Origin of the sequence: Rubrivirga sp. S365 (genome assembly GCF_032248475.1) — a bacterium.
GTDB lineage: Bacteria > Bacteroidota > Rhodothermia > Rhodothermales > Rubricoccaceae > Rubrivirga > Rubrivirga litoralis.
The window spans coordinates 1,376,679-1,393,492 of record NZ_JAVTTN010000001.1; the positions used below are offsets into that span (position 1 = coordinate 1,376,679).

Below are 16,814 nucleotides of genomic sequence, written 5' to 3' on the forward strand. Positions count from 1 at the left end.
CCCGCCGCGCCCGCTCTCAGACTGCTGCCCGAGCCGTATGGGCGGGGCGGCCTGTCCTCAGACGCGCGTGTTCTCCTCACCCCCGGCGGCCCGGGTAGCCGGTCACGGCCCGTCGCGCTCGGGCGGGGCGGCCGTCTGGAGGGCCGGCGGCGACAGAAGCGGCTCGTCCCACGACGGCCCGAACACGGTCTCGCCGAGCGGCCGCCGCGGTTTGGGCGATGTCGCGCGGGCGGCGAGGTCGGCCGGGACGAGGGCGGTGGGGTCCGGGGCGGGGTGGCCCAGCGCGAACGCGACCACGACCTCGAACGCGTCGGGCACGCCGAACGCCTCGGCCGCCGCCTCGCCGTCGACGCCGCCCATCTGGTGGACGCCCAGGCCCCGCGTGGCCGCCGCGAGCGAGAGCGCGAGCCCGGCCGCGCCCAGGTCGTGGCGCCGGTGCCCGTTGTCCGCCCCGCCCCGCGCGAACGTGCGGGCGGCGAGGCCGAGGCCGAGGACCGGCGCCGTCCGCGCCCAGGTCGGGTTGCGGCCGGTGAGCGTCGACAGGATCGCATCGTAGGCCGCGTCGCCGCGGCGGCCGACGATGAACCGCCACGGCTGCTCGTTGCGGCTCGACGGTGCCCACCGGGCGGCCTCGAACACGCGCGCGAGGTCGCTGTCGGAGACGGCCCGGCCGTCGAAGGCGTACGGGCTCCGGCGGCGGCGGAGGAGGTCGAGCAGGTCGTCGTACAACACGGGGCGGGGCGGGCTCAGGGGGCAGGCGCCGCCTTCTGCGACCGCGCGCCGCCGCGGTTCCCCGCCCCGCCCAGGCGGTTAGGCGTCGGCCCCGACCGCCTCGGCGACCGAGCCGAACCCGTCGCGCTCCAGCAGGCGCACGAGGCCGCGGTTGACGCGGCCGACCAGCCCCGGCCCCTCGTACACGAGCCCGGTGTAGACCTGGACCAGCGACGCCCCCGCCCGGATGCGGGCGTACGCCGCCTCCGCCGAGTCCACGCCGCCCACGCCGACGATTGGGACCCGCCCGCCGGTCGTCCGGTAGAGGTGGCGCGCGAGCGTCGTCGCGCGCGCCGCGAGCGGCCGCCCGCTCAGGCCGCCCCGCCCGATGCGCCCCACGGCGTCGGGCGGGGTGGCGAGCCCGTCGCGGTCGGCCGCCGTGTTGGTGGTGATAAAGCCGGCCACGCCCCGGTCGAGGCAGATCTGGACCAGCTCGTCCGTCGCCCCCACGTCGACGCCGCCCGTCGGCGGCGGCGACAGCTTGACGAGGAGGGGGGGGCTCGCCTTCGGCTCGCGGGACCGGGGACCAGGGACTGGGGACTGGGAAGAACGTTTGCTCGGGTGCCGGTCACCTTCGGGGGCGGGGCGGGCGACGTTTACCGCCCCGCCCATCTCGTCCGCCACCGCCGCGAGCAGCGCGTCGAGCGCGTCGGGCGCCTCGAAGGTCTTGCCCTCGGCCGTGTTCGGGCACGACACGTTGAGGGCGAGGTAGTCGGCCTGCGGGGCGAGCGCGCGGACCGACGCCCGGAAGTCCTCGACGCCGGCCGCGCCCAGGATGTCCGGGCTGTGCGTCTTCGCCACGTTCACGCCGACCACGAGCCCGGGCGGGGCGGCGGTCGCGGCCAGCCGCGCGGCGACGGCGGCGGCGCCGTCGTTGTTCAGCCCCATCCGGTTGACGAGCGCGCCGTCGGCCGGCAGCCGGAACGCCCGGGGCCGCGCGTTCCCCGCGCTCGGCCGCGCGCTGACCGACCCGACCTCGGCGTGCCCGAACCCGAGCGCCGCCCACAGCCGCACGAGCTCGGCGTTCTTGTCGAACCCGGCCGCGAGCCCGACGGGGTTCCGAAACCGGAGCCCCCACACCGTCTGCTCCAGCCCGGCGTCCGCCGCCCCGAACAGGGCGCCCGTGAGGGCGGGGAGGCGCTGCCCGAGCCGCCCCGCCCGCACCGCGAGCCCGTGGGCACGCTCGGCGTCGAGGCGGAACAGGAGCGGGCGGAGACGGCGGTAGGACACGAACGCTGAAGTCTGAACGGTGAACGACGAAGGAGCACGACGGCCGCGCGGGCGGGGCGGTAAGGTCGCTACTGAACCACCCCGCCCCCGATGGCGCCGGCCTACGGCGCCCCTTCAGCGTTCAGCGTTCGCCGTTCAGACTTCGGGTTACCATCCCGGCGTCAGGTTGAGGCCGAACACGCCGCGGCCGGCCGCGAGGTCGCCGTCGTCGCCCCAGCGCGAGAACGGGAAGGCGTAGTAGGGCTCGACGACGAGCGCGCCGAGCACGCTGACCCGGGCCGAGACGCCGGCCGAGAAGATGGGCCGCTGGTCCCCGAACGAGCGCCCAAAGCTCGGCCCGTCGGCGCCCGCGCTCGCCTGGAACCGCGAGGTCGGGATCGTCCCCCACGCCATGCCCACGTCCGCGAACAGCGAGAGCTCGGTCGGGAGGTAGGGGAACGAGATCAGGCCGAGCTGGGGCACGCCGAGGAACGGCACGCGGACCTCGGCCGAGGCGACCGCCAGCTTGTTCCCGTACAGCCGCTCCTGGAAGTTCCCGAAGGCCCTGTTGTCCTCGAACGACCCGAACGAGTACCCGCGCACGTACTGGCCGTAGCCGATAAAGAGCGGGCTGAGCCGGAAGTTGTCGGCGTCGCCCCCGTACCGGCCAAAGTGGAGCGCGCGCACGGCGACCGTGAACGGCACGCGGCGCGGGAGGCCCGGGACGCGGACGACCTGGTAGCGCCGGGCGTCGGCCGTGATGGTCGCGTAGTCCAGCGACCCGAACGTGCCGTCCACGCCGAGGCGGTAGCGGTAGCCGCGGATGGGCGAGACGAACCCGAAGAACGAGGCGTCGCCCACGAACGAGGCCCCGGCCTCGGCAAGGTGGAGCGGGTCGGGGTCGAACCCCTCGAAGGACCGCCGGCCCTCGAAGACGCCGAACCCGCTCGGGCCGCGCCGGAACGCGTCGTAGTCGAGGTCGAACCCGTACCGCCGGTAGCCGACGTTGGCGTCGATCCGCTGGCTCTGGTTGAGCGGGTACGACGCGAGCCCGCCGACCTGCGTGACGTACGTCCGGTAGTAGAGGCGTGTCCCGTAGCCGCCGGCCTCGGGCGGGGCGGCCCCGTAGAACACCTGGAGGAACGGGATCTGCCCGACAATGGCCCCGTAGTTCAAGCGCCGCCCGCGGTTGAGGTAGAGGGCCTGCCCGCCGATGTCCTTGAACGTCCCGTTCGCGGCCACCGACACGCCGACGAGGTTGTCCGAGAGCTGGTCGGCGAACAGGAACGAGATGCCGCCGGCGACGCCGAAGCCCGAGTTGTAGAACGAGTCGTACCCGACGCCCACCTGGGGCTGCGAGATGTACTCGAGCGAGAGGCGCGGCGAGTATCCCCGCGTGGGGAACGTCTGCGCCACGGGGAGCCCGTCGGTCGCGTCGGCGAGGTAGGCCTGGATCGACGACGTCCCGATGGCCTCGACCGGCGGGAGCACGTCGGCGACGACCTCCTCCGGCGGGTCCCCGACGAGCGTCCCGACCGCCTCCTCGGCCGGCGTCCGGTACACCGAGTACCGCTGCGCCTCGAAGACGGAGTAGGCGAGCTCGCCGGTCTCGTCGGCCACCGAGAGCGCCGGCGAGAGGTCGGCGATGCCGGCCACGCCGGTCGCCAGGTTCGTCACCTGGTAGCGGTCGCCGGTCGCGACGTCGTAGCGGTAGACGTCGTTGAACCCGGCCCGGTCCGAGATAAAGTAGAGGCTCTGCCCATCGGGGCTCCACGCCGGGTTGATGTGCTTGACGTCGTCGAAGAGGTCGAGCACCTCCACCCCGCCCGTCGCCACGTCGTAGAGCGCGATCTGCACGGGCGAGAACGTGAGGCGGACAAAGTCGGTCTCGGGGCCGCGGTCGGTGACGAACGCGATCTGCGAGCCGTCCGGGCTCCAGGCCGGCTGGATGTCGGCGTAGCGGTCGTTCGTGAGCTGGGTCACGACGCCGTCGTCCGCCCCGCCCACGCCCACCGCGTACAGGTCGGAGATCCCACCCTGGACGCCGGCGAACACGATCGTCGAGCCGTCCGGGCTCCACGACGGGTCCTTGATGGCGCCGATGCCCTCGACCGTGAGGCGCTTGACGACGTCGCGGTTCTCGACGTCGAGGACGGCGATCTCGTTGTCGCCGCCGGCGAACACGACGTAGGCGAAGTAGCGGCTGTCGGGGCTCCAGGTGCCGGCGCTCTCGATAAAGCGGATGGCGTCGAAGTGCGTGTTGGTCCCTACCGACTCCAGCTTCGTCAGCACCTCGCCCGTCTCGGCGTCGGCCAGGAACAGGTCGATCCCGAACAGGTCGAGCTCGGAGAGGAAGGCCACGTAGCGGCCGTCGGGCGAGAGCTGCGGGGCGATGTTGGTCCCGCCCGTCTCGCGCTCGCGGGCCAGGAGCCGCGTGGCGTCGATGGTGGGGAGCGAGTCAGGATAGGCGAGGTAGCGGGGCGGCCCCGGTCGCTCGCCCTCGGCGAACGCTTCGGCTCGCTCGCGGCGCTCCTCGGCGATGTCCTCGAGCTCCTCCGGGGTGCGGGGCGGCCGGGGCACCGAGCGGCCCTCCGCCGGAGGCACGAGCGTCGCGCGGAGCGCGCGCTCCCACTGCGCCGAAATGCTGTCGGGGCGGACGCCGGTGACGGCGACGAGGGCCGAGTCGAGCGGCATGTCGAGCGCGGTGCGGAACAGCTGGACGCCGGCCTCGTCGCCGTAGGTGCCGCCGACGTAGGCCCAGAACGGCTGCCCGTACTGGTACTCGTTGTAGCGGCCCGAGCGCTGGAGCTCGTCGAGCGTCGGGAAGTCGTCGCGGAGCACGGCGTCGCGCATCCACATGGCCGTCAGCGCGTCCCGGCGCCCGACCGAGTAGTACTCGGCCATCCCCTCGATGACGAAGAGCGGGAGCCGGACGAACTGGGCGAACCGGCCCGACGTCCGCGCGATGTCGTACTGGAACTGGTGGACGAGCTCGTGCCCCAGCACGTGGTCGGTCGCGGCGTACGTCGAGGCGACCGGGAGCACCACGCGGAGCCGGGCGCCCTCGGTCACGCCCTGCGTGCCCTCGCCGATGTTGGCGATGTTCGTCTGCCGGAAGTCGGCGTCGTCGGCGTAGAGCACGATCGACTTGCGGTCCTCGAACTGGTGGTCGAGGATCGTCGAGAGCCGGTCGTACCACCGCTCGGCCATCCGCGCCACGTCCTGGACCGACTGGTCCATGCCCTCGTAGTAGTAGATGTCGAAGTGCTCGGTCTCGAGCACTTGGAAGTCGAAGGTGTCGTAGCGGACCTTGTTGCGGCCGAAGTACTGGGCCTGGGCCGCCGGCGCGAGGGCCAGGACCGTGGCGGCGAGGAGCAGGCCGTGGACGAGGCGGCGGGCAGTAGGGCGCATGGGGGCGGGGAGTTTGGGGCAGGGCCGGGCGGGGCGGCGGCCGCGTCACGGGGGGCACGCGGAAAGACCCCGGGGCGTCTCCTGCGTCCGGTTCTAACCGGGCGCCCAGGGGCGGGTTCTAGCGGAGTTCTCACGAACCCCTCAACACACCCCCGGGAGGGGCCTGAGCGGGCGGGGCGGCCCCGCCCTCCTCACGTCCTGCCCGTCCACCTGCCGCACGAACCGCCGGGCGGCGGCGTTCGTATCTGTGGACGCGGGCGGCCCCCTTTTTCCACCCCGCCCCGGCCGCCAGGGGGACCGCGTGCGAGGCCGCCCCGCCCGACGCTCCGGTCCGCCCCTCTCCCTCTGCCCCCGCCTATGCCCACGCTCGCCGCCACCGCCCGCGACGACGCCCAGGTCCGCTACCGGATCTTCAGCGTCGTGGTCCTGGCCGTCCTCGCGTTCCTCGCCGCCCGGCTCGTCCAGATGCAGCTGCTCGACACGGAGCAGTACGCGACCGAGGCCGAGGGCAACGCCATCGAGACCAAGATCGTCCGCCCCGCCCGGGGCTACATCTACGACCGGAACGGGGTGCTCCTCGTCGACAACGAGACGACGCTGAGCGTGACCGTGGCCCCGCGGTACTTCGACGAGGCCGACCTCCCGCTCGTCGCCGAACTGGCGGGGCGGCCGCTCGACGAGGTGGCCGCGCGGTACGCCGAGATCACCGAGCGGAGCCGGTACCAGGAGGACGTACTGCTCAAGAACGTCCCGTTCTGGACGTTCGCGCGGCTCCAGGAGAACCAGTACCGCCTGCGCGGGATCGGCTTCCGCGAGGACCAGCAGCGGCGGTACCACTCGGACGCGAAGCTCACGCACGCGCTCGGGTTCGTGAACGAGATCAACGAGGACGAGCTCGACCGGATGGAGGAGCAGGGGTTCCGGCTGGGCGACCGGATCGGGAAGACCGGGCTCGAGGCCGAGTACGAGCCCATCCTGCGCGGCCGCGTCGGCCGCGAGTTCTGGCTCGTCAACGTCCACGGCATGGACGTGCAGCCGTACGAGGGCGGGGCGGAGAACGTCGAGCCCCAGTCGGGCGCGGCGCTCACGCTGGCCGTCGACGCCTCGGTCCAGGCGCTCGCCGAGAGCCTGTTCGTGGACAAGCGGGGCGGGGCGGTCATGATCGACGTGAACACGGGCGGGATCATCTCGATGGTCTCGGCGCCGGACTTCGACCTCGACATCTACCGCGACGGGTTCACGCAGGCCGAGGTCGACTTCCTCTACCGGAACCCCCAGAAGCCAGACTTTAACCGGGCGACCCAGGCGAGCCTCCCGCCGGGCTCGACGTGGAAGCCGTTCATGGCCGCCGTCGCGCTTGAGGAGGGCATGATCAAGCCCGAGACCACGCTCTACTGCCCCGGCGGCTACCGGATCGGCGGCCGGCTCTACCGCTGCCACGGCGGCGCCCACGGCGACATCGCCGTCGAGGACGCCATCCGCGTCTCGTGCAACACGTTCTTCTTCCGCCTCATGAACGACACGTTCGTGAACGCGGAGCACCCCGAGGGCATCACCATGGACCTCGACCGCTTCGGGTACTGGACGCGGCAGTTCGGGTTCGGCCAGCTCGCCCCGCTCGACATCCCCAACCAGGGGCCGGGCCTCATCCCGGACTCGTCGTACTACGACGAGCGGTGGCCGGCGGGCTGGGGGCCGGGCTACACGGTGAACCTCGGGATCGGCCAGGGCAACATGGGCACGAGCCCGCTCCAGCTCGCCCGCTACACGGCGGCCGTCGCCAACGGCGGCACGCTCGTGACGCCCCACTTCGTCAAGTCCATCACGGATCCGGCCACGGGCGTGACGCGCGAGCCCGCGTACAAGCGGCCGAGCCAGATCCCGATCGAGCCCCGCAACTTCGCCGTCGTCCGCGCCGGGATGCGCGAGGTGGTCGAGGGCGCCGGGACGGCGCGGCGTGCGCGGATCGACGCCGTGGACGACTTCCCCAAGATCCCCGTCGCCGGCAAGACCGGCACGGCCGAGAACCCGCGCGGCAAGGACCACTCGGTCTTTATCGCCTACGCCCCGGCCGACGACCCGCAGGTGGCCGTCGGGGTCATCGTCGAGAACGCCGGGTACGGCGGGACGGCCGCGGCGCCGATCGCGAGCCTCATGATCGAGCAGTACTTCCGGGGGACCGTCACGCGGCCCCAGCTCGTCGAGTTCGTCCGCGCCCAGCGCTCGGTCGGCCGGATTTGATGCGGGTCCAGGGTTGATGAGTTCGGGGTTCAGGGTTCCAAAAGCCCGCCCCGCCCAGACCCTGAACTGCCCACCCCTGAACCCTGAACCGCACATGAGAAGCTGGTACAAAAACCTCGACTGGGTCTCGCTCGCGCTGTGGGCGGCGCTGGCCTCGATCGGGCTCGTCGCGATCTACAGCGCGACGCACGGGCCGGCCAAGGAGTTCTTGCTCGAGTCGGTCCAGCAGAACTTCAACCGGCAGCTCCAGTGGGTCGGCATCTCGGCCGCGTTCCTGGGCATCATCCTGCTCCTCCCCGCCCGGTTCATCGTGCGCATGGCGCCTGTGGCCTACGCCTTCTGCATCGGGCTGCTCGTGGCCGCGCTCGTGTTCGGGCGCGTGATCAACGGGGCGCAGAGCTGGCTCCAGATCGGGCCGGTCTCGCTCCAGGTGGCCGAGATCGCCAAGGTGGGGACGGTGCTGGCGGTCACGGCGCTCCTGTCGCGGAAGGAGGCCCGGCGCGGGAGCATCCCCTACCTCATCGGCGCCGTCGTGCTCATCCTGATCCCGGCCGTGCTCGTCGTGATGCAGAACGACACCGGAACCGGCCTCGTCTTCCTGGCGCTCATCCCGGTCATGATGTTCTGGAGCGGGGCGGTCCCGCTGACGTGGATGGCGATGCTCGCGGCCCCGGCCGTGGCCGTCTACCTCGTCATCGTGAACCCGACCTACGCCGCCGTCTTCGTGGCCCTCGCGGCGGCCGGGATGGTGCTGTGGACGCGGTCGCGGGCCATGGGTGCGCTCACGGTGGCCGTCGCGGGCGGGGTGGCGATCGCGGCCTACGTGGGGCTGTTCCAGATCCTCGAGCCGCACCAGGTCGACCGGCTCGTGGCCTTCGACGACCCCGAGGCGTTCCGCTACGGGGCCGGCTTCCACGTGATCCAGGCCAAGGCCGCGATTGGCTCGGGCGGCCTCTTAGGCAAGGGGTTCACGAACGGGACGCAGACGCAGCTGGCCTACATCCCCGAGAACTCGACTGACTTCGTCTACACGATCATCGGCGAGGAGTTCGGGTTCGTGGGCGCCATGACCGTGCTCGTCCTGTTCGCCTTCCTGCTGATCCGGCTGGCGGGGCTGGGCGTGCAGGCCGGGTTCGCGCTGCCGCGCCTGTTCATCGCCGGCGTGACGGGGATCTTCCTCGTCCACATCCTGATCAACGTCGGCATGACGATCGGACTCATGCCGGTCATCGGTATCCCGCTCCCGTTCATCTCGTACGGCGGCTCGGCGCTCCTGGCGAACACGACCATGCTGGCGATCGCGCTCAACCTGCACGCGCGCCGCGACGAGTTCGCGGTGTACTCCTAACCGCCCCGCCCTGCCCGCAGCGAGGGCGGGGCGGCTACCGCTCGGCCAGGCGCCGGACCGCCCCGCCCGGCGGGGCGAACGGGACGAGCGCCCCGTACGGCACGCCCACGTCGAAGGCGCCGGCCACGTGCGGCGCGAGCTGGTACGGCGGGACGTGGACGCGGAGCGAGTCGGCCCCGAGCGTGAACGCGAGGCGGCCCTCGCGGATGGGGCCGAGCCCCTCGGAAAAGAACCCGTTATGGGCGCGGACCGAGTCGACCGTCGTTTCGAGGCCGCGGGCGAGGCGCGTCACGACGGCGCGCTCGACGTAGGCGGCGAGCGTGTCGCCGGCCGGCGCGTTCGAGGCGAACAGGTCCGCAAAGAGGACCGGCCGGCCGGTCGTGAGGTCGAAGGTGAGCGGCTGGAAGAACGTGTTGCCGTGCGCCCCGCCCGTGAAGGCGTAGACGTCGACGAGGGCGCTGAACAGGTCGTCGGTCACGAGCACGCGGTCGTAGCCGCCCGTGACGTCGACCACGTAGGCCGGCGAGACCTCGCCTGGGGGCGGGGCGGAGTCGGGGCGGAAGGCGTCGGCGAGGGCCTCGACCGAGTCGCGGACGGCCGCGTTCACGGCTCGGACTGTGGGCGGCACGGGCTCACCGGCCGCCCCGGTCAGCTGCGGGTACCCGATGCGGACCGTGTACCGAAGCGCGGGCTCACCGCGCAGCACGGAGTCGGCGCGGACCGAGAGCGACGGCCTGTGACGGACAACCGGGCCCGACGGGTCGGCCCCACACGCGGCGAGCGCCCCGGCCCAGACCGACGCCGCCAGCAGGGCGAGGGCGGGGCGGAAAAGGGCCGCGGCGCGGGGGCGGGGCGGAGGCTGCGGCATGGGTGAAGACGGGGCGGACCGGGAGGCGGAGCGGGGTGGCCCCGAAACGCCCCGGTTAGCTTGAGCGGTCCCCGCCCCGCCCGTCGGGCCTGCCCACGGTGGGTGGGCTCGCTCGCCCCACCCCGCCCCGCCCTCTGGGCCTGTCCGATGGAGAGCCACCTCGCCGAGAGCGTCCGCGCCGCGCTCGCCCAGCTTCCCGACCTGCCCGACGGCTTCGACGCCGGGGCGGTCGAGGTCGAGTTCCAGACGCCGAACGACGCCTCGCACGGCGACCTCGCCACGAACGTGGCCCTCCAGCTGGCCCGGCCGCTGAAGCGCGCGCCGCGCCAGATCGCCGAGGGCATCGTCGCGCACTGGACGCCGGACCCCGCCCGCGTCGAGGCCGTCGAGGTGGCCGGGCCGGGCTTTATCAACGTCCGCTTTGCGAGCGCGCACCTGGCCGAGGGGCTCGCCCAGATCCTCGACGCCGGCGCCGACTGGGGGCGGACCGACACTCACGCGGACGAGACGGCGCTCGTCGAGTACGTCTCGGCCAACCCGACCGGCCCGCTGACGGTCGGCCACGGGCGGAACGCGGTCCTGGGCGACACGCTCGCCAACCTCCTCGCATGGACGGGCTACGGCGTCACACGCGAGTACTACTTCAACGACGCCGGCCGCCAGATGCGGGTGCTGGGCGAGAGCGTCCGCGCGCGGTACCAAGCCGCCGTCCGGCCGGACACGCCGACGAAGGAGATCGAGGGCGGGGTGGTCGTCCCCGAGTCGTTCCCCGAGGACGGCTACCGCGGCGCGTACATCACGGACATCGCACGGGCGCTGGCCGACGGTCACGGCGACGCCCTTTTGGATGCCCCGGACGAGGCGCCGTTTACGGCGGCGGCGCGCGACGCCATCTTCGCCGAGATCGAGGCCACGCTCGCCCGGCTCGGCGTGCGCATGGACGAGCAGTTCAACGAGCGCACGCTCTACGAGAGCGGGGCGGTGTGGGAGGTCGTGGACCGCCTCAAAGAGGCCGGCCTCGCCTACGAGCGCGACGGCGCCACGTGGTTCAAGACGAGCGCGCTGGGCAAAACCGAGGCGACGCGCGAGGGCGGGGAGGAGGGCAAGGACGTCGTGCTCGTCAAGTCGTCGGGCGAGCCCACGTACCGGCTCCCGGACATCGCGTACCACCTGGACAAGCTGGGCCGCGGGTTCAGCCTCGTGCTCGACGTGTTCGGCGCCGACCACATCGCGACCTACCCCGACGTCGTCCGCGGCGTCGAGGCGCTGGGCGCCGACGCGGGGAAGATCGACGTGGTCGTCTACCAGTTCGTCACGCTGGTCCGCGGCGGCGAGCCGGTCAAGATGTCGACGCGCAAGGCCAACTACGTCACGCTCGACGAGCTGATGGACGAGGTCGGGGCCGACGTGGTCCGGTTCTTTTTCCTCATGCGGAGCCCGAACACGCACCTGGACTTCGACCTGGACCTGGCCAAGGAGGCGAGCGACAAGAACCCCGTGTTCTACCTCCAGTACGCCCACGCGCGCATCGCGTCGATCGAGCGGAAGGCCGAGGAGACCGGGCTCGTCGCCGAGGGCGGGGCGGACCTCGGGCTCCTCACGCACGCGTCGGAAGAGGCGCTGGTCAAGACGCTCCTCCAGTTCCCCGACGAGGTCCGCGCGGCGGCCGAGGCGCGGGCGCCGCACCGGCTGGCGTCGGTGTACCTCCGCGACGTGGCGACGGCGTTCAACGCGTTCTACCGCGACTGCCGGATCGTGGGCGAGGCGCCGGACCTCGCGGCGGCCCGGCTCTCGCTCGCGCGCGCGGCGCGGACGACGCTCGCGAACGGGCTCGCCGTGCTCGGCATCTCGGCGCCGGACCGGATGTAGGGGCGGGGCGGGCCGCGCTCCACCCCGCCCGCGCTTCCTCCCGCTCGTGCCGCCCCGCCCGCGCTCCCCCCGTCCGTGCGCCCATCGCAGAGGCTCCGCCTCCGCTCCGAAGCGCTCGGACTGTCCCCCTCACGCGTGAGGGGGACAGCTTTGCTCCCCTGAGCGCAGCGATGGGAGCAAAGCGGGGGGAGTGTGTGCCGTGCCCGCCCCGCCCGCAACACGGGGGCGGGGCGGCCGTACCGCGCAGGACCACCCCGCCCTTTGGGACCGCCCCGACCGACCATGGAACCCCGCACGATCAAGACCGGCCCCTACGACTCCGATTTCGACGGCGACGGCCTGCTGTCGCCGACCAAGGACGAGCGGATGTGGGCGATGGTCGCCCACCTCTCGGCGTTCGCCACGTTCGTGCTCCCGTCGTTCGGGCAGATCGTCGGCCCGCTCGTCGTCTGGCTCGTCAAGCGCGACAGCTCGGCGTTCGTGGCCGACCAAGCGAAGGAGGCCCTCAACTTCCAGATCACGATCACGCTCGCGTTCGTCGCCGCTGGCATCCTGGCCTTCGTCCTCATCGGTATCCCGATGCTCGTCGTGCTCGGGCTCGCGTGGCTCGTGCTGACGGTTGTGGGCGGCGTGCGCGCGAACGAAGGCGTGCGGTACCGCTACCCGCTCACGGTCCGCTTCGTGAAGTAGAACGCGGGCGGGGTGGAGCGCGTTGGTCGGGCTGTCCTGCCCCCGCCCCGCCCGTGCTCGTCTCCGACCTCCCCACGCCCGCGCTCCTCGTCGACCGCGCCCGGCTCCACGCCAACCTCGACGCGGCGCAGGCCCGGGCCGACGCGCTCGGGGTCGCGCTCCGGCCCCACGCCAAGACGCACAAGAGCCCGGACCTCGCGCGACTCCAGGCCGAGCGCGGCGCGCGCGGGCTGACCGTCGCGACGACCGACGAGGCCGAGGCGTTCGCGGCGGCCGGGTTCGACGACATCCGCGTGGCGACGCCCGTCGTGAGCGCCGGCAAGCTGGCCCGGCTCGCGCGGCTCCAGGGCGAGGGCGTTCGCGTCTCGTTCACGGTCGACAGCGCGGCCGGCGTGGCCCGCGCGAGCCGCGCGTTCTCCGAGGCGGGGCAGACGGCCGAGGTGCTCATCGAGGTCGACTCCGGCCACGGCCGGTGCGGCGTCGAGTGGGACGACCGCCCCGCCCTCGCCCAGCTCGGCGCCGTCGCGGGCGGGGCGGAGGCCGTCCAACTCGTCGGCGTGCTCACGCACGGCGGCATGTCGTACGACGGGCCGCGCGCGGGCGAGACGGCCGACGACGCGCTCCAGCACGCGGCCGACGCCGAGCGCGACCGCGTGCTCGCGGCGGCCGAGGCGCTCGTCGAGGCGGGCTGGCTGGACGCCGCGACGGCCGAGGTCTCGATCGGCTCGACGCCCGCGTTCGGCCGGTTCCGGCCCGCCGAGGGCGGGGGGCGGGGCGGGCTCCGTGTGACCGAGGCGCGGCCCGGCACCTACGTGTTCTACGACGCCGGCCAGGTCGCGCTGGGCGCCGCGCGGCTCCAGGACTGCGCCCTCCTCTGCGTCGGGACCACGCTTTCGGTCCGCCGCGACGACGACGGGACGGAGCGGACGATCACCGACGCGGGCAAAAAGGTCCTGACCAGCGACGGCGGGGCAGGGCTCGCCGGCTTCGGGACCGTCCTCTACAGCCCGCGCACGATGATCGCGCACCCCCACGCCCGCGTCACTGCGCTCAGCGAGGAGCACGGGTTCGTCGACACGCCGGGCGGGGCGATCTGGGAGGTCGGCGACCCCGTGTTCGTCGTGCCCAACCACGCCTGCGTCGCCGTCGCCACGCGGCGCGAGCTGTTCGTGGTCGACGGCGACGAGGTGGTGGAGACCTGGGAGACCGTCGCGCGCTAGCCGCCCCGCCCTCGGCGCGGGCGGGGTGGCGTGCGTTGCCCCCGCTGCCCGCGACACCGCCCCGCCCGTCCGTACCTTGGCGCAGCGGGCGCCACGCGGGTGGCCGCGGATCCTAAGCATGGGGAACGGTTATGGCCGGCCACAACAAATGGTCGAAGATCAAGCGCAAGAAGGGGGCCGCCGACGCCAAGCGGTCGAAGGTCTGGGCGCGGATCGCCCGCGACATCCAGGTCGCGGCCCGCGAGGGCGGCGGCTCGCCCGACATGAACGCCCGGCTCGCGCTCGCCGTCGACAAGGCGAAGGCGGAGAACATGCCGAAGGACAACATCGAGCGCGCCATCAAGCGCGGGACCGGCGAGATCGAGGGGGCCGACTACGAGGAGCTCTCCTACGAGGGCTACGCGCCGGGCGGGATCGCCGTCTTCGTCGACGCCCTCACCGACAACGCGAACCGGACCGTCGCCGACCTCCGCAGCCTGTTCCTCAAGGCCGGCGGCAACCTGGGCACGTCGGGCTCGGTCGCGTTCCTGTTCGACCAGAAGGCCGTCTTCGAGATCCCAGCCGACGGGCTCACCGAGGACGACCTGTTCCTCCTCGTCGCCGACGCCGGCGCCGAGGACCTCCGCCGCGAGGACGACGGCGAGGGCGGGGCGGTGTTCGTGGTCGAGGCGCCGACCGAGGCGTTCGGGGACGTCCAGGCCGCGCTCGCGGGCGCCGGCGTCGAGCCCGCCGAGGCCGCCCTCCAGCGGATCCCCACGACCACGACCGCGCTCCCGCCCGACGACGCCGCCAAGGTGCTCCGCCTCCTCGACCAGCTCGACGACCACCAGGACGTCCAGGCCGTCTACTCGACCCTCGACGTGGACGACGCCACGCTCGCCGCCTTGGAGGGATAGGGGGCGCGGGATGGGGGCACGGGCACCCATCCCTCTGTCCCTCAATCCCCCATCCCTCCCCCTTATGATCGTCCTCGGCATCGACCCCGGCACGCGGACCGCCGGCTTCGGCGTGGTCGAGACGTCGGGGCGGGGCGGGCGCACCGAGCGGGCGCTCGACTACGGGTCGATCGACCTGCCGGCCGACCTCGACCACACGCTCCGCCTCCAGCGGATCTACGAACGGATCATCGAGCTCGTGGACCGGCACCACCCGGACGAGGTGGCCGTCGAGGTCCCGTTCCTCGGCCACAACGTGCAGTCGATGCGGAAGCTCGTCCGCGTCGAGGCGACCGTCATGCTGGCCGCCATGCACCGCCAGATCCCGGTCGCGCAGTACGCCCCGGCCGAGGTCAAAAAGTCGGTGACGGGAAAGGGCCGGGCCACGAAGGACCAGGTGTGGTTCATGATCCGCGCCCTCCTCGGCACCACCGACGACCGCGGCCGCGACGCGTCCGACGCGCTCGCCGTCGCGCTCGCCCACGCGCGCCGGACGCAGGCGGGGCCGGCCGCCTCGGGCGGGGCGCCTAAGGATTGGGCCGCCTTCATCAAGGCCAACCCCGGGCGCGTCCGGTAGGTCGGTCGGTCAGTGCGGGAGCAGTAGGGCGGCGAGTCCGCATAGCGTCGGGCGGGGCGGCGCTGTGGACAACTCCGGGACAACGCGCCGCCCCGCCCCTTGCGCCCACGGGCGGGGCGGGCACTTTTACTGACCCGCTGACCTACTGCCCGTACCCCCGCTCCTCGTCGCGGACGCGGACGGCGTCGGCGACCTCGGAGCGGGCGAGCGTCCCGTCCGAGAGGGCCGCGGCGAGCTCCGAGATCTGGGACGCCTTCTGGGGCGCCTGGCCCCACTCCGGGTGGGCCGTCTCGATCAGCGAGACGAGGATGCGGACGTAGGGGTAGCGCTCGGCCGGCGACGGTAGCGCGCCCACGGCCTCGGCGTAGAGCTGGGCGTTGCGGCCCACCTGGCGGTCCAGGATGCGGCGGTCGTAGGGCATCGGGAGAGGGGCGGAAGAGGGAGCCACGGGCGGCGTGGCCTATACTACCGAGCGGCCCCGGCAGTTGGTCCGGGCCGCCGCCCCGACGCCCGCCCCGCCCCGTGGGACCCGCCCCCGACACGTTCCCCAACCCGCGCCCGCCGTACCGGCTGGAGCTGCTCCCCGTCGTGCCCCCGTTCTACCGCCGGGCGCGGGCGAACGACGTGGCCGCCGGCGAGCTCGTCTACTACGGCCCCGCCCCGGCGTTCTACGGCATCGGCGAGGTGCTGGGCCGGACCGAAAAGCACGTGCTCGTCGACTTCCGGGGGACCGGCCAACTCGGCGTGCACCAGGAGACGCTGGAGCCGCAATACGTGATGCCGATCCCCGACGACCGCGTGGGGCTCATCTGAGAGCGCCCTTCGGGCCGGTACGAGGTACCGGGTACGGTTTTGAGCAAGCCTCGTGAGCCCCGCGGCCTCCTGAGGGTTGCTCTGGAGATGATGGCCCGCCGCCCCGCCCGCGTGGTGCCTTCGGCTGGGGCGGGGTGGACTCCTACCAACTCTGGAGGTTTGCGCCTCACCCGCCCCGCCCCGCCCCGCCCTCGCTGGCCGCCTGGCCCGGGCGGCTCAGAGGTCGAGGCCGAGGGCTCGAAACGTGGCGGGCGGCTCGTAGCGGGCCTCGAACGTCCCGCTCGCCGCGCCCGTGACGGCCTGGGCGGGGCGCTGGACGAAGAACCCGGCCGCGTCGAACTGGAAGGTGCCCGCGACGAAGCCGTAGTCGTCGATGCGCGTGAGCGCGAGCGTCCCCTCCAGCCCGCGCAGGACCTCGCCGCGCGCCTTGAGCGGGTCGTCGGCCTCGTCCACGTTCGCGATCGTGGCCGCGACGGCGTACGCCGGGTCGGCGTCGACGGCGTAGGCGCCGACACCGGGGCGGGCGCCGGGGCGGCGGAAGAGGACGTAGTCGTAGTCCTCGATGTCGCTCTCGAACAGGTCGCCGACGAACAGACCGAGCACGAACTCCGGTCCGCGCGGGCCGTCGAGGATCGTGTAGACGGCCTCGCCCTCGACGAGCCGCGCCGAGCGGTCGACGTCGATGCGGCCCTCGAACTCGCCGAGCAGGCTTTCGTCGGCGTCGCAGCCGGCGGCGAGGAGGCACACGGCGAGAAGGGCGAGAACGCGTGGGAGCGGGGGCATGGCCGGGCGGGGTGGTCCGAGAGGGGAGAGAGACGGAGCCGGCGCTGGAGGCTGTGGAGCAGTAACCTCTTAACGCCGG

The 16,814-nt window shown here is 73.2% G+C and carries 14 protein-coding genes; 8 read left to right on the forward strand and 6 right to left on the reverse strand.

From position 1 onward, the window contains the following. Positions 1-102: 102 nt before the first annotated feature. The 3 genes from RQM47_RS06040 to RQM47_RS06050 all read right to left on the reverse strand — a co-directional run bounded on the left by RQM47_RS06040 (position 103) and on the right by RQM47_RS06050 (position 5,391). Positions 103-732 carry a nitroreductase family protein gene (locus tag RQM47_RS06040; protein ID WP_314007894.1) on the reverse strand — a complete coding sequence of 210 codons (630 nt, stop codon included), beginning with the start codon at positions 730-732 and terminating at the stop codon, positions 103-105. A 78-nt stretch (positions 733-810) separates the two neighbouring features. Next, positions 811-2,001: a quinone-dependent dihydroorotate dehydrogenase gene (locus RQM47_RS06045; RefSeq protein ID WP_314007896.1), complete on the reverse strand. Its 1,191-nt coding sequence runs from the start codon at positions 1,999-2,001 to the stop codon at positions 811-813. 147 nt (positions 2,002-2,148) lie between these two features. Further along, complete coding sequence (locus RQM47_RS06050; protein ID WP_314007898.1) at positions 2,149-5,391, reverse strand: BamA/TamA family outer membrane protein; 3,243 nt, start codon at positions 5,389-5,391, stop codon at positions 2,149-2,151. Between the two features lie 357 nt (positions 5,392-5,748). Between RQM47_RS06050 and mrdA the strand changes: the two genes are divergently transcribed. Then, positions 5,749-7,632: a penicillin-binding protein 2 gene (gene mrdA, locus RQM47_RS06055; protein WP_314007900.1), complete on the forward strand. Its 1,884-nt coding sequence runs from the start codon at positions 5,749-5,751 to the stop codon at positions 7,630-7,632. A 94-nt stretch (positions 7,633-7,726) separates the two neighbouring features. Then, positions 7,727-8,980 (forward strand): FtsW/RodA/SpoVE family cell cycle protein, encoded by a 1,254-nt coding sequence (locus RQM47_RS06060; RefSeq protein WP_314007903.1) that lies wholly within the window; start codon positions 7,727-7,729, stop codon positions 8,978-8,980. 34 nt (positions 8,981-9,014) lie between these two features. Here the strand turns inward: RQM47_RS06060 and RQM47_RS06065 are convergent, their stop codons facing one another. Further along, positions 9,015-9,848 carry a DUF3298 and DUF4163 domain-containing protein gene (locus tag RQM47_RS06065; protein WP_311663738.1) on the reverse strand — a complete coding sequence of 278 codons (834 nt, stop codon included), beginning with the start codon at positions 9,846-9,848 and terminating at the stop codon, positions 9,015-9,017. A gap of 147 nt (positions 9,849-9,995) precedes the next feature. On the opposite strand from RQM47_RS06065, the gene argS reads away from it, so the two are divergent. The 5 genes from argS (at position 9,996) to ruvC (ending at position 15,139) form a co-directional block, all read left to right on the forward strand. Continuing rightward, on the forward strand, positions 9,996-11,717 hold the full coding sequence (argS, locus tag RQM47_RS06070; RefSeq protein ID WP_314007905.1) for an arginine--tRNA ligase: 1,722 nt from the start codon (positions 9,996-9,998) through the stop codon (positions 11,715-11,717). Between the two features lie 282 nt (positions 11,718-11,999). Then, entirely contained in the window at positions 12,000-12,407 is a 408-nt protein-coding gene (locus tag RQM47_RS06075; protein ID WP_311663742.1) for a DUF4870 domain-containing protein, read from the forward strand. Between the two features lie 53 nt (positions 12,408-12,460). Beyond that, entirely contained in the window at positions 12,461-13,627 is a 1,167-nt protein-coding gene (locus RQM47_RS06080) for an alanine racemase (RefSeq protein ID WP_314007907.1), read from the forward strand. Between the two features lie 131 nt (positions 13,628-13,758). Beyond that, a complete protein-coding gene (locus RQM47_RS06085; protein ID WP_314007909.1) occupies positions 13,759-14,523 on the forward strand; it encodes a YebC/PmpR family DNA-binding transcriptional regulator in 765 nt (254 codons plus the stop codon). A 64-nt stretch (positions 14,524-14,587) separates the two neighbouring features. Then, a complete protein-coding gene (gene ruvC / locus RQM47_RS06090) occupies positions 14,588-15,139 on the forward strand; it encodes a crossover junction endodeoxyribonuclease RuvC (RefSeq protein ID WP_314007912.1) in 552 nt (183 codons plus the stop codon). A 142-nt stretch (positions 15,140-15,281) separates the two neighbouring features. On the opposite strand, the gene RQM47_RS06095 is transcribed toward ruvC, so the two are convergent. Next, on the reverse strand, positions 15,282-15,560 hold the full coding sequence (locus RQM47_RS06095) for a DUF4290 domain-containing protein (RefSeq protein ID WP_314007915.1): 279 nt from the start codon (positions 15,558-15,560) through the stop codon (positions 15,282-15,284). A gap of 101 nt (positions 15,561-15,661) precedes the next feature. On the opposite strand from RQM47_RS06095, the gene RQM47_RS06100 reads away from it, so the two are divergent. After that, positions 15,662-15,952: a hypothetical protein gene (locus tag RQM47_RS06100; RefSeq protein ID WP_314007917.1), complete on the forward strand. Its 291-nt coding sequence runs from the start codon at positions 15,662-15,664 to the stop codon at positions 15,950-15,952. 216 nt (positions 15,953-16,168) lie between these two features. On the opposite strand, the gene RQM47_RS06105 is transcribed toward RQM47_RS06100, so the two are convergent. Further along, on the reverse strand, positions 16,169-16,735 hold the full coding sequence (locus RQM47_RS06105) for a hypothetical protein (protein WP_311665530.1): 567 nt from the start codon (positions 16,733-16,735) through the stop codon (positions 16,169-16,171). Between the last annotated feature and the right edge of the window lie 79 nt (positions 16,736-16,814).